Here is a 12,756-nt window from a genome sequence, read left to right on the forward strand (position 1 = left end):
CCTCGAAGTCCCCGCATCCTCAAGCCACCCCGAACTCTCAAGCCACCCCGAACGCGAACCCGCCGAACCCCGTACGCGTACCGGCCGCGGTGCGCTGCGGCGCGGCGCTCGGGCCGCCGCAGCGGTCGATCTCGCACCAGATCCGCTTACCGCTGCCCTCGCGCTGCCAGCCCCAGCGGTCGGCGAGGCCCTCGACTAGTTCCAGGCCGCGGCCGCCGGTCTCCTCGTCGTCCGCCCGGCGCGGACAGGGCGGCAGGGTGCTGCGGTCGTCGACCTCCACCCGGACCGTGCCGTCGGGGCCGAGGACGGCGGGGTGCGGGATGCGCAGGCGCAGTACGGCCGGACAGCCGGTGTGCACCACGGCGTTCGTGACGAGTTCGGAGACCAGCAGCACCAGGGTCTGGGCCACGTGCTCCTCGGCGTCCATCCCCGAGCCCGCCAGTCGCGCGCGTACCCATCTGCGCGCCCGCCCCACTTCCGCGGGATCGGCCCCGACCTCCAGCTGCACCTGAAGCTCCTGCACCGCTCACACCATCCGAACCGGCGGACACGTCGCCTCGCGTCTCCATGGGGTCACGGAACGTGATCCCCTCCAGAGACAGCATGGTTGACGTACAGTCACCTCAACAAGCGCTTCGGGCATATTCCCGCGCGAAGGAGTAGGCGTACTGCATACTGTGCGACGCCCGCCGCGAAGAGTCGAACACGAGCCGCCTCGACCACCGGCGCACGCCCCGGAGCCCGTCATCACCGGGCGCGCCAGGCACGAGCCGCTCCCCCGGGAAGCCGGATCGGCAACTCCCGGGCGGCTGGGGCCGGACACCACTCGCATCTGAGACAAGGTACCCGAGCCGGGCGCCGACTCCATGCCGTAACGAGTCACGCATGGGACACAAACCCGCATCGCCACCCGCGAGGAGCGCACCGCTCACCCTGAGTGACCTTCTGCGGTACGGGTGTTGGGGCAGGGGGTTGAGGCAGGGAGGGTGAGGCAGGGCCGAGACAGAAGTCGGGGCGGACGGAAGGCCCGCGCGCCCCAACTCCGGTGATCCCCGACTGCGGTGATCCCCGACTCGGTTGATTCCCGACTCGGTTGATTCCCGACTCGGTTGATTCCCGCCCGGCGTACTCAGACCTCCGGGGTCGTGTAGTACGCGGCGAAGGCGGCGAGGGTCTCGTCCTCCGAAATCCGCCCGTCGTGCTCGGAGTCGAGAGCGGCGGCGGCCTTCGCGGCGACGTCGGCGGGGACGTTGAGGGTGCGCAGGACGCGCTCGGCGGCCTGGAGCGTCACGCCGTTGCCGTCCTCGTCGGCGAGTGCGAGCACCGCCCGCAGGAACGGCCGGGCGATCTCGGCGAAGCGCACCGGGTTGTCGGCGAGACGCTTGACGGCTCCGGTGACGAACTCCTGGCGGCTGACGCGCTGGTCGCCGTCGACGTCGGCGATCCCGGCCATGCCCTGCCAGAAGGCCTCGGCACCGATGTACACCGCCTGCCCCTTGTCGGACCGGGCGGTGACGCCGAACTCGTCGATCAGGGCCTTGGCGGCGCCGCTGAAGTCCTCGCGATCGATGAAGCCGTTGCCGTCCTGGTCGAATCCGGCGAACCGGGAGGCGATTTTGCGCTCGTACTCGCTGCTGCCCATGGGTTGTCCGACCACCTCGATGTCGTTCCTGTACTGGGGGGAGCGTACGTCCTCGTGGGGCCGCCCGGTGCGTGAACGAGAAGTGGACAACGGGTTGTTGCACAGTGGAGACCGGACCGGTTCGGCAATGTCGCCAACTGTCGAGACCGTCACCGTCGACGGCGCCTTCGACAACGCCGTACGCGAGGGGCGGGCCGAGTAACGGCTCAGGCGGACAGCGGTTCGCGCGCCTCGTCCACCGCGGCGGCGACGTCCGGGTACACGTCGAACAGGCGCCGTACGCCGAGCGCCGCGAGGACGCGGTTCACATGGGAGCCGTCCACCGCGCCGCGGGCCGGGAGGATGACGCGCAGCCTGCCCCGGCAGGAGCGGATCAGACGGCGGGTGGCGATCAGCACGCCGACGCCGCTGGAGTCGCAGAACATCACGTCGGACAGGTCCACGACTATGGAGCGCCGGCCCTCGGCGACCGCTTCGTGCACGCCCTGCCGCAGTACGGGAGACGTCACCAGGTCCATCTCTCCGGACACGTGCAGGACGACCCAGCCGCCCTGTCTGCCTTCGGTCACCTTGAGCGTCACGCCATGCCTCTCGCTCTGCCGGTCCCTTGACCCTGCTCCGGCCCGCTGCCCGGTCCGCCGCTCGCGCGCGATCCGGAGCCCGGTCCTACGCTTACCCTGCGCGGCTGCCCCGCTCGTCACCTCATGAAACACCGGCGGGGCCCGGCCCGTGTCGTAAAGCAAAGGCTTGGTTCCCCGCTGGCCGGAATTCGACTGCCGGACAGCCATTTTCTGCCGGGTGCGGCAACCGCCCCACAGGCTCTTACACACGCCTTACGGGCGTGGGGCCAAAGCTCCGGCCGCACGCGGGCCTGCCGTCCACCCTCGCACGGTCCGGCCGGAAGCCCCACCCGGAGTGGCATGACTCACCCCGAAATCAACGAAATTCGGCCACGTTGTGCGGTCATCTCGGCACTCTCCGCCACGAGTTGCGGCTGTCATCGTCGCAAAGGAGGAGTCTGCCCCCGGGCCCTCGCACTACATTCGGGGACGGGTGAGAATGGCGGGCACGGCACCCGGCAGAGGTTCAGACCGGTACCGGAGCGGAAGCGGTACGGGCCTGAAACGGCCGGGAGGGCCCGCAGCATTCCGTCCGCGTACCGCCGGCAGCAGTCAGGGGGACCGTATGGCGAGCGACGTATCGCCGCGCTGGGACCGCAGGATGCAGCAGAGGCTGGCCCGCGGCGAGTCGGCGGCGCTCGGCGAGGTCTACGACCGTTTCGCCTCCCTGGTGCACGCGCTCGCCCACCGGGTGCTCGGCGAGGAGGCGGCCGCCGACGCCGTGACCCTGGACGTGTTCACCCGGCTCTGGGAGCGGCCCGAGTCCTTCGACCCGGCGCGCTCGGGACTGCGCGCGTGGATCGCGGCGCTGGCGCACCGGCTCGCGGTGGAGCGGCTGCGGCGTACTGAGGCGGCCGCGCTGGTCGGCGGCGGCGAGGGCACCAGCGAGGACCTGGACCGCAAGGTGCGCGAGGCGTCGGTGGCGGCCCGCGCCGACTACATCGTGACCTCGATGCCCGCTCCGCTGCGCGCCGCCCTCGAACTCGCCTACTTCCAGCGGCGCGACTACCGGCAGACGGCCGCCGACCTCGGCATCGCCGAGGAGGAGTCCCGCCGCCGCCTGCGCCTCGGCCTGCAACTCCTCGCCACGGCCCACGACGTGAACGGCCCCGGCGGGCCGTCGCCCGGACCGGGGAGGTCCGCGTGAGCGGCCGGGGCGAAACGGTACGGCTCGTCGCCGTACCGAGCGGTGGCGGGGTGCGCACGGCCCGGCGGAGGCCCGCATGAGCGGCAGCCCGGACCGGTCGGGGCCGCGCCCCGGCGACGACGTACCGCCGGACCCGCCGCGCATACCGGAACAGCGGTTCCCGGCAGAGCACGGGGAGGGCGGGCTGCCGGATGGCGCGGTGCGCGATGGCGCGCAGCCCGATGCCGCGCAGCCCGGCGCCGCGCAGCCCGGCGCCGCGCAGTCGGACTCCCCGCAGCCGGACTCCCCGCAGCCGGATTCGGTACGCCCCGAAGCGGCGGGCCCCGACGAAGCCCTGTCGCCAGCCGTGCCGCCTGCCGTGCCGTCGTCCGCGCCGTCGTCCGTGCCACCTGCCGCGTCATCTGCCGCCCTGCCCCACTCCGTACTGAAGTCGCTGCTCGGTGCCTGGGCGCTCGCCGCGTGTTCGCCGCAGGAGAGCGTGAGTGTGGAGGAGCACCTCGGGGTGTGCGGGGTGTGCGCGGAGGAGGCGCTCAGGCTGCGGGAGGCGGTGGGGCTGCTGCATCCCGCCGAGCCACTCGACCTCGATCCCGCGCTGCGGATGCGGCTGCTCGGGCGCGCCTTGGAACGCCGCCCGCCCCGGATCCCGCTGCCCCGCTGGGCCCAGCCCTACGACGCCGAGGCCGCCCGGCTCGACGCGCTGCTCCAGGACATCCGCCCCGCCGAGTGGCACGTACCGGTGGAACTGCGCTGGTACGAGGAGGAGTTGAGGACGACCACGAGCAGCACCACGGTCGCCGGGGTGCTGACCCGGCTGCTCTCGGCGGACAACCTGGTGGCGCGGGCGCTGGGGCTGCCGGAGGCCGGTACCGACCAGGCGGACGAGGACCAGGACTCCGGCGCGGGCCCGGGCGGCGGGAAGCAGCCCAGCGGCCGCGCCATCCGCCGGGTCTGGCGGGAGCAGAGCCACGAGGTGGTACGTACCGTCGCCTTCGCGGGTGGCGGGTCGGGGCGGCTGCCGGTGCCGTACGGACGGCCCGTGTTCGCGGGGCGCGAGGCGCTGCCGCTGTGCGACGCGATGGTGGAGCGGGCCTTCGCCTGCTGGGTGCACGCGGTCGACATCGCCGACGCGGTGGAGTATCCGTACGAGCCTCCGGCGCCGCGCCATCTGCACGCCATGATCGATCTCGCGGCGCGGCAGCTCCCGGCCGCGGTGGACGCGCGGCGGCGGGCCGGACGCGGCGGCCCGGCACGGCCCGTCGGCGTGGGCTCGCCCGGCCGCAGCCTGCGTCTGGAGGTGGAGGGCGCGGGCGGCGGCCAGTGGCTGATCCCGCTGGACTCCCCGCACGCCACCGGCTCCGCCGCGCACGAGGTGGCCCATCTCGCCCTGGACGGCGTGGAGTTCTGCCGACTGGCGGCGGGCCGGGTGGCGCCGCGCGAAGCGGTGGCCGGGGAGCACGGGGACCGCGACGCCGTCCACGAGGTGCTGTGCGCGGCGTCGCGGCTGGCTGCCGGCGGGTGACGGGTCGCCGGCGGCGAACAGCTGGGACGAGCCACTAGGGAAGACCCCTAGCAGCTGGGACGAGCCGCTAGGGGAAGACCACCGTCCGCCGCCCGTTGAGCAGGATGCGGTGCTCGGCGTGCCACTTCACGGCGCGGGCGAGGGCCTGGCACTCGACGTCGCGGCCGATGGCGACGAGCTGTTCGGGGGTCACGCCGTGGCCGACGCGTTCGACCTCCTGCTCGATGATCGGGCCCTCGTCGAGGTCGGCGGTGACGTAGTGGGCGGTCGCGCCGATGAGCTTCACGCCCCGGGTGTGCGCCTGGTGGTACGGCTTGGCGCCCTTGAAGCTCGGCAGGAAGGAGTGGTGGATGTTGATGACCCGGCCGCTGAGCTGCTTGCACAGGTCGTCGGAGAGGACCTGCATGTAGCGGGCGAGGACGACGAGTTCGACGTTCTGTTCCCGTACCAGTTCCAGGAGTTCGCGCTCGGCGTCGGCCTTGGTGTCCTTGGTGACCGGGATGTGGTGGAAGGGGACGCCGTAGGAGCCGACGAGTTCGGCGAAGTCCGTGTGGTTGGAGACGACGGCGGCGATGTCCACCGGCAGGGCGCCGCTGCGGGCGCGGAAGAGCAGGTCGTTCAGGCAGTGACCGAACCGCGAGACCATCAGGACCACGCGCATGCGGTCCTCGGCGCGGTGCAGCTGCCAGTCCATCTGGAAGGCCTCGCCGATGGCGGCGAAGCTGGCGCGCAGCTTGTCGAGGGTGACCGGGGACTCGGCGGAGAACAGCACCCGCATGAAGAACAGGCCGGTGTCGTGGTCGCCGAACTGCTGGCTGTCCTCGATGTTGCAGCCCGTCATGAACAGATAGCTGGACACGGCGTGCACGATGCCCTGCTTGTCGGGGCAGGAAAGGGTGAGCACGTAACTTCCGGCTGCGGTGCCGTTGCTGGCTCCGGTGCCGGTGCTGGCTTCGGCTTGGCTCGGCGGCATACCGCAAGGATTCCACAGCCCCGAGGGGCCGCGGACGCGGATATCGGCTGGTGAGACGGCGCGCGCCGGTGCTCCACGCCGGTGTGCGCGCGGGGCGGAACGGGGTAAACGGCGTGCGGCGAGAGCCGGTTCGTGCCGTCAGGTGGTGCTTGTCACGATCCGCAGGGCTTGCAGGGTGCGCGGCGGCAGGTCGGGGTCCTCGCCGTCACTGGTGGCGAGCCTCACATGCGCGTCGCGGGCCGCGCGTACCGCCTCGGGCCAGGCGTGGTGCTCCAGATAGGCGGACACCTGGGCGTCCGGCCCGACCTGGTGCATGATCCGCAGCACCCGCAGGACGGCGACGTCGACGAGGGCGGCCTCCTGCGAGTCGCGGAAGATCGTCCCGACGTACTTCTCCGCCGACCAGTTGTCCAGCCAGGTGTCCTCCACCAGGCGGTACACGGCGTCGGTGACGTCCCCGTACTCGGTGTGCCCGGCGAGCCAGCACTCGTGCTGGAACCGCGGGTCGGAAAGCATGTGCAGCGCGGAGCGCACATTGCTGCGCCAGCGCCACCACGGCATGTCGTTCAGTGGCATGACGCCCATGGTGGCGGAGCGACTGCCGCGGCGGGAAGGGTTCTCCGTTCGATGCACGAGAACCGATCGTACGTTCCGCCCCGGCCGTCGCGTACGGACCCCCGCAATTCACCTTTACGACACCACCCGTTACCCGAGGGTCACTCGAAGGTTCGTAGGCCGCCGGAATCGTACGTGGACATGACCGAAAGGCGCCGCACGCGTACCTTGCCCCTGCCTCCCCAGAGAACCCTCCGCCGTTCCGCGAACGGCAAACGGGCCCGCAAAGCGGGGACGCTGGCGCTCTGTTCGGCGATGCTGCTCTCCGGCTGCTCCCTGCTCGGCGACTCCTCCGAGAAGGCCCCGATCACGGTGATGACCTGGGCGCCCGACCATACCAAGGCGGCCAACAAGCCCGGCATGACGGCCATGGCGCAGGCGTACGCGCGCTGGGTCAACGCCGAGGGCGGCATCGACGGCCGCAAACTCGAAGTCCTTGTCTGCAACGACCACGACGATCCGGTGGGTGCGGCGGCCTGCGCCCGGCGGGCGGTGAGCAACAACGTGACGGCGGTGGTCGGTTCGTACAGCCAGCACGGACGTTCCTTCCTCGCCCCGCTCGAATCGGGAGGAATCCCCTACATCGGCGGATACGGCATCACCGAGGCCGAGTTCACCAGCCCGCTCTCGTATCCGGTGAACGGCGGCCAGCCCGCCGCGATGGCCGGGATCGGCAAGGAACTCTCCTCACGCTGCGACCGGGTTGCCCTCGTTCGCCCCGATACGGTCACCGGTGACGACCTTCCGGTCCTGTTCAACTCGGGCCTGGCGGGGGCGCGGATCCGAGCGGGCGACATCGCCGCCCCGGAGGACGCCACCGAATACACGAGCTCCGCGGACCGGGCGCTGGATCACGCCACCGCGGATCCCGCGGCACGCGGCTGTGTGACGGCCGCCCTCGGCGAGCGCACGGACACCTTCTTCGACTCCTTCCGGCGCACCGAGGAGGCCTACCCCGGGGTCAAGACAGCCTCCGTGCTCGGCAGCGTGGACCAGTCGCTCATCGACCGCACGGGCGGCGCCTCCGGCCCGTACGAGGGCGCCTACGTCGCCGGGTGGTACCCGGTGGCCTCCGACCCGCGCTGGAACGGTATGCGCGAGGTGATCAACGAGCACGCCTTCGGCGACAACCGGATCGACCCCGCCGACGCGGGCGTACAGACCACCTGGATCGCCTTCACCGTGCTGCGCCGCGCGATCGAGGCCCTCGGCGACGGCGACGTCAGCGCCCAGGCCGTACGCCGCACCCTGGACAGCGGCCTCAAGGTCGACACCGGCGGCCTCACCCCCAAACTGAGCTGGCGCTTCGAGGACATGATCGCGGTCCGCGACTTCCCGCGCCTGGTCAACGCGAACGTCACCTTCCAGGTGGTACGCGACGGCCGCCTGGTCTCGGCTCGCCGCGGCTTCGTCAACATGAGCAAGACGTTGGAGCGGAGTACGGACTGAGGGGGACGGGCTGAGGGGGACGGGCTGAGAAGTACCCGGGGGGTACGGGCCGAGCGGCGGGGTGCAGGCTCGGGTCATGGCGTCCGCGACAGAAAACTCCGTCCCGTCACACTCGGTCCCGTCACACCCGGTCCCGTCCAACTCGGTCCCGTCCGCGGCCGAACGCTTCGTCGTGATCACCGGCGGGCCCGGGGCCGGGAAGAGCACCTTGATCGACCGGCTGCAGGAGGCGGGCTTCGCGCGCTCCCAGGAGGCGGGCAGGGGCGTCATTCAGGACCAGACGGCCGTCGGGGGACGCGCGCTGCCGTGGACAGACCCCGATTTGTTCGCCGAGTTGATGCTCTGCTGGGAGCTGCGTTCCTACCGCGATCTGGCGGCCCACGCGGCGCGGTCCGTCTCGCCGGGCTCGGCTGCTTCGGCTGCTTCTGCGGGCCCGGATTCCCCTTCGCCAGGCCCGGTCTTCTTCGACCGCGGCATCCCCGACATCGTCGGCTACCTCCGCCTCGAAAACCGGCCGGTCCCCGCCCACATCGACACGGCGGCCCGTGAATTCCGGTACCACCGGCGGGTGTTCATCGCCCCGCCCTGGCCGGAGATCTACCGGCGGGACGCCGAGCGGCGGCAGTCCCTCGCGGATGCGGAGCGGACCTACGCGTCCATGGTCACGACCTACACCGAGTACGGCTACGAACTGGTGCGGCTCCCCCGGGTCTCCGTGGCGGAGCGCGTCCGGTTCGTGACCGAGCACTTGAGCGGACCGCTACCGGTCGTCGCCAACCGGTAGTCGCCGACCGGTGGTGGCCACCGCCACTCAGAGCTGCGACTTGTCCCTGCTCGTCAGCCCGTACCGCTTGGCGATAGCGTTCCACAGGGTCGCGGCCTCGGCCTTGGCCTTGGTGGCCTCGCCGCTCTGCCGGTTGCCGGAGGCGGTGTGCGGGGTGTTGCGGGCCTTGCCCTTCGGGCAGGCCTTCTTGCCGCCCTTGGCGATCTGGTCGGCCCAGGCCGCGTAGTGGTTGTCGGCGGAGGCGGAGGCCTTCCAGGCGGCGGTGAGCGAGGCGGTCAGCCGGGCGTGCTCGGGGAGCTTGTCGACGGAGAGCTGGCCGAGCCGGGTGACCAGACCGTTGCGCTGCTGGGCCGCGGCGCGCAGGTCCCGGGAGGCCTCGCGGAGCTTGGTGCAGCTCTTCACGTTGCCGACCGAAGTGATCACCGAACTACGGCTGTTGTTGCTGTCGGCGAGCAGCTTGTCGAGTTCGACGGCCTGCGCCTTCGCCGGGTCGGGCGCGGGGGACGGCGAGCCGGAGGGCTTGCCGGTGGGCGCGGTCGCCGAGACCGGTTCCTTCTCGTCCTCGCCCTTGTCCGAGCCGGCGCTGAGCAGCGCTCCGGTGCCGACGCCGAGTACGGCGATACCGATGCCGACGGCGGCTATCAACGGCAGGCGCGAGCCGGTACGGCGTCGTTGACGCGGGGCCTGCGGGTCGCCCGCCGGAGCACCGTGCGCCGCCGCCCCGATACCGCCACCGCCGTGCCCGCCGTGACCACCAGGGCCCCCACCGTGCCCACCGGGACCACCCGGCCCCCGAGGGCCTCCGCCGTGGCCCGGGCCGCCCGGGCCGTCCGCGCCGTTGCCGCCGACCTGCACGCCACGGGTGCGGCGCGACTGCTCGAACCGGGGCATCTGCTGGGTGGCGGCGGGTCCTTCGCTCGGTTCGGTGCGGAAGAGGCTGTCGAACTCGGCGGGCGGCTGCCGGTTGTCCTCGCCGCCCTCCTGGTACGCGGCAGCGGCGGGCGCGTCCGCGGGAGTGCCGGGGCGGATGCCGTACGGCGCTCCGGACGGGGGCGTGGGAACCGGCGCGATGTACTGCGTGGCCTCGGCGTCGGTGTTGGCGGCCGGGGGCCGGTCCGGCATGCCCGGGAGACCTGCCTGGGGCGCGGAGGCGGCGGGCTGCTGCGGGATGCTGCCGAGGAACTGCGTCGAGTCGACCGGGTTCTCGGGTGGGAGCGCGCCGGGCGCGACCGGCGGTATCAGCTGCGTGGGGTCCTCGTACGGCACGTACGGCTGCCCGCCGGGCGCCTCCTGCGCGTACGAGGGCTGCGGCTGTGCCTGGGGGTAGTGCTGGGGCTGCTGGGCCTGCGCCTGCGCATGTGCCTGCTGGAACTGCGGCTGGGGGAACTGCGGTGGCTGCGGCGGGAGTTGGGGCTGCTCCTGCGGGAGAGCACCGGCCTGGGGCAGCGCACCTGTCTGAGGCAATGCACCCGCCTGGGGCAGCTCACCGGCCTGAGGCAGCGCACCCGCCTGCGGGTACGGGGTGGCCTGCGGAGCGGGCTCGGCGGCGGGCGGCAGGTCACCGGCGAAGTGGGACGGGGCGGGCGGCAGGTCGCCCGCGTGGGGCCCGCCGGATATCTGTCCCGCCTGACCGGGGTGAACCGGACCGGGCTGCCCGTGCTGAGCCTCCTGGCCGTGCGAAAGCTGCTGCCCGTGCTGGACCTCTTGTCCCTGCGGAAGCTGCTGCCCGTACTGAACCTCTTGCCCGTGCTGCCCAGGCGGAAGCTGCTGCCCCTGCTGAACCTCCTGGCCGTACGGAAGCTGCTGGCCCTGCGGGAACCGCTGGTCCTGCTGCGCCGCCTCGGACTCCGCGCCCCAGGCGTAGCCGGGGGCAGCGGGCGGGGGTGCGGCGTGGGACGAGGCGGAGTCCGGGCCCCAGGGCTGGCCCCAGGCCTGGCCGCCGACGGGGGCGCCGCGGCCCGGGTCGCCCGCCGGGGCGGCGGGCTCGGCGAAGGTACCGGGCAGGAGGGGTTCGCCGCCGTCCGAGGGCAGCACGATGCCTTCGTGCGTGTGCCGCACCGGGGGGAGGGACCGATCCTCGCCCTGACCGCTCTGCGTCACCGGGACTCCTGACAGTGGGTGCCTTGCCAACGTCGGCTCACGCTACCGGGTGTCCCAACTGCCGTGCCATGCAGGCGGTCACGGCTCCTCCCAAGCCCCCGCACGCCGCCCAACCACGCCGATTCACCCCCGAACCGGCACCGGTCAGGCGGCCCGTAGCTCGGCCCTCGCACCGAAGTCGCGTACCACCGGCTCGTCGCGGAAGGGCTCCAGGCCGCGGCGGAACTCCTCCAGATACTCGGCGCCCCGGTCCGAGCGCAGCCCGGAGAGGATCTCCACGGCGTGCAGCGCGGTGTCGCAGGCCTGTTCCAACTGGCGCTGCTGGAGCTGCGCCCCGGCCAGCAGGAGGTGACCGATCGCGCGGCGGCGGGCGCGCGACTCCGGGTGCCCGGCGAGGGACTCCTGGGCGGCGCGGGCGGCGGCGGGCCACTGGCCGAGGTCGCGGTGGCAGTGGGAGAGCTCGTCGGCGAGGTAGGCGTGGTCGAAGTGGGCGATCCAGACGGGGTCGTCGCCGCTCACGCCGTCCGCGCGTTCCATCGCGCCCAGCGCTCTGGACATGGCGGTCTCGGCGGCGCCTCGGTCGCCGAGCAGGGCGTGGCCGCGCGCCTCGGCCGCGTGGAACATGGCCTCCGCGCGCGGGGTGACGCGGCCCCGGGCGCCCTCCTGCGCGGCGCGGGCGAGCTGCGAGATCTCCCGCGGGTTGCCGAGCTGGGCGGCGAGGTGGCTCATGGAGGCGGCCAGTACGTAGCCGCCGTAGCCGCGGTCGCCCGCCGCGTGGGCGAGGCGCAGGGCCTGGATGTAGTAGCGCTGGGCGAGGCCGGGCTGGCCGGTGTCCACCGCCATGTACCCGGCGAGTTCGGTCAGCCGGGAGACCGAGGCGAACAGGTCGCGGCCCACCGACTCCCGGTACGAGCCGGAGAGCAGGCCGGAGACGACGCTGTTGAGGTAGTGCACGAGGACGGGCCGCACGTGGCCGCTGCCGTACTGGTGGTCCAGTTCCACCAGGGCGCCGGTCATGGCGCGCACCGCGGCCACGTCGGAGGAGCCGACGCGGGGGCCGGTGTTGCGGGCGACCTGGCCGTCGGGCGCCGAGATCAGCCAGTCGCGGCTCGGTTCGACGAGTGCGGAGGCGGCGACGGTGGCCCCGGAGAGGAAGTCGCGCCGTCCGACGTCGCTCCGCCACAGCTCGCTGACCTGCTCGATGGCGCCCGGCACGGTGGCCGAGAACTGCAGACCGACGCCGGAGGCGAGGTTCTTGCCGCCGGACATGCCGATCTCGTCGACGGTGATGGCCCGGCCCAGCTTGCGGCCGATCGCCTCCGCGATGACGGCGGGGGCCCGGCCGCGCGGCTGCTGTCCACGCAGCCAGCGGGCCACCGAGGTCTTGTCGTAGCGCAGGTCGAGTCCCTGCTCGGCCCCGCACATGTTCACCCGGCGGGCCAGGCCCGCGTTCGAGCAGCCTGCCTCCTGGATGAGTGCCTGCAGCCGTTCATTGGGCTGGCGTGCGACGAGCGGCCTCGCGGCCATTGGCGTACCCCCCTTGTCCCGGTGATGCGGTGTCCCGGTGGTCCGGTGGGCTGATCAATGCCCACGGAAAAACCGGAAGATGCAGGACATTGCGAGCTTCGCGTGCGTTTCACCCGCGAAGGTTGGAGTCGGGCGAAGACGACGTGTCCCGCCGCCGCACCCCTCTCACGGCGACGACACCGGCCGCAGTCGCGACGACGGAATGACGCCGTCCGATTGCGGGCTACCCGCCCCGGAGGCCCTTGGTTCACACGCGCCCCGGAGGTGCATCCGTGCGCCCCGCCGGACCCCGCGCGTACGCCCCGCCGCGAAACGGCGCACACGCGCCCCCGGCGCACTCGCACCCCCGCCGCAAACACACCCCCGCCGCAAACGCAGAC

Annotated in this window: 11 protein-coding genes; 4 read left to right on the top strand and 7 right to left on the bottom strand. The window is 72.6% G+C overall.

Annotated features, from left to right (window positions below):
- Positions 1–37: 37 nt before the first annotated feature.
- The 3 genes from HUT18_RS12980 to HUT18_RS33730 all read right to left on the bottom strand — a co-directional run bounded on the left by HUT18_RS12980 (position 38) and on the right by HUT18_RS33730 (position 2,223).
- Positions 38–523: an ATP-binding protein gene (locus HUT18_RS12980; RefSeq protein WP_176100608.1), complete on the bottom strand. Its 486-nt coding sequence runs from the start codon at positions 521–523 to the stop codon at positions 38–40.
- 606 nt (positions 524–1,129) lie between these two features.
- A complete protein-coding gene (locus tag HUT18_RS12985) occupies positions 1,130–1,642 on the bottom strand; it encodes an EF-hand domain-containing protein (RefSeq protein ID WP_176100610.1) in 513 nt (170 codons plus the stop codon).
- Positions 1,643–1,848: 206 nt separating this feature from the next.
- Positions 1,849–2,223, bottom strand: a complete 375-nt coding sequence (locus HUT18_RS33730) for an STAS domain-containing protein (protein WP_254878567.1) — start codon at positions 2,221–2,223, stop codon at positions 1,849–1,851.
- Between the two features lie 604 nt (positions 2,224–2,827).
- Here HUT18_RS33730 and HUT18_RS12995 point away from each other — a divergent pair.
- Both HUT18_RS12995 and HUT18_RS13000 read left to right on the top strand, forming a co-directional pair.
- Positions 2,828–3,409: a sigma-70 family RNA polymerase sigma factor gene (locus tag HUT18_RS12995; RefSeq protein WP_176100613.1), complete on the top strand. Its 582-nt coding sequence runs from the start codon at positions 2,828–2,830 to the stop codon at positions 3,407–3,409.
- A 76-nt stretch (positions 3,410–3,485) separates the two neighbouring features.
- A complete protein-coding gene (locus HUT18_RS13000; protein ID WP_254878568.1) occupies positions 3,486–4,928 on the top strand; it encodes an MDMPI N domain containing protein in 1,443 nt (480 codons plus the stop codon).
- 67 nt (positions 4,929–4,995) lie between these two features.
- On the opposite strand, the gene purU is transcribed toward HUT18_RS13000, so the two are convergent.
- Positions 4,996–5,901 (bottom strand): formyltetrahydrofolate deformylase, encoded by a 906-nt coding sequence (gene purU / locus HUT18_RS13005; protein WP_254878569.1) that lies wholly within the window; start codon positions 5,899–5,901, stop codon positions 4,996–4,998.
- A 138-nt stretch (positions 5,902–6,039) separates the two neighbouring features.
- Positions 6,040–6,486 (bottom strand): hypothetical protein, encoded by a 447-nt coding sequence (locus tag HUT18_RS13010; protein WP_176104477.1) that lies wholly within the window; start codon positions 6,484–6,486, stop codon positions 6,040–6,042.
- A 171-nt stretch (positions 6,487–6,657) separates the two neighbouring features.
- Between HUT18_RS13010 and HUT18_RS13015 the strand changes: the two genes are divergently transcribed.
- The gene (locus HUT18_RS13015; protein WP_176100614.1) at positions 6,658–7,965 is read left to right on the top strand and encodes an ABC transporter substrate-binding protein; all 1,308 of its coding nucleotides are present in this window, start codon (positions 6,658–6,660) and stop codon (positions 7,963–7,965) included.
- 76 nt (positions 7,966–8,041) lie between these two features.
- Positions 8,042–8,749 carry an AAA family ATPase gene (locus tag HUT18_RS13020; protein WP_176100616.1) on the top strand — a complete coding sequence of 236 codons (708 nt, stop codon included), beginning with the start codon at positions 8,042–8,044 and terminating at the stop codon, positions 8,747–8,749.
- Between the two features lie 27 nt (positions 8,750–8,776).
- Here the strand turns inward: HUT18_RS13020 and HUT18_RS13025 are convergent, their stop codons facing one another.
- Together HUT18_RS13025 and HUT18_RS13030 are read right to left on the bottom strand one after the other, a co-directional pair.
- A complete protein-coding gene (locus HUT18_RS13025; RefSeq protein WP_176100618.1) occupies positions 8,777–10,849 on the bottom strand; it encodes a hypothetical protein in 2,073 nt (690 codons plus the stop codon).
- Between the two features lie 144 nt (positions 10,850–10,993).
- Positions 10,994–12,376, bottom strand: coding sequence for a transcriptional regulator (locus tag HUT18_RS13030; RefSeq protein WP_176100620.1), 1,383 nt, complete (start codon positions 12,374–12,376; stop codon positions 10,994–10,996).
- Positions 12,377–12,756 lie beyond the last annotated feature (380 nt).

It is taken from the genome of Streptomyces sp. NA04227 (genome assembly GCF_013364195.1).
Classification (GTDB): domain Bacteria; phylum Actinomycetota; class Actinomycetes; order Streptomycetales; family Streptomycetaceae; genus Streptomyces.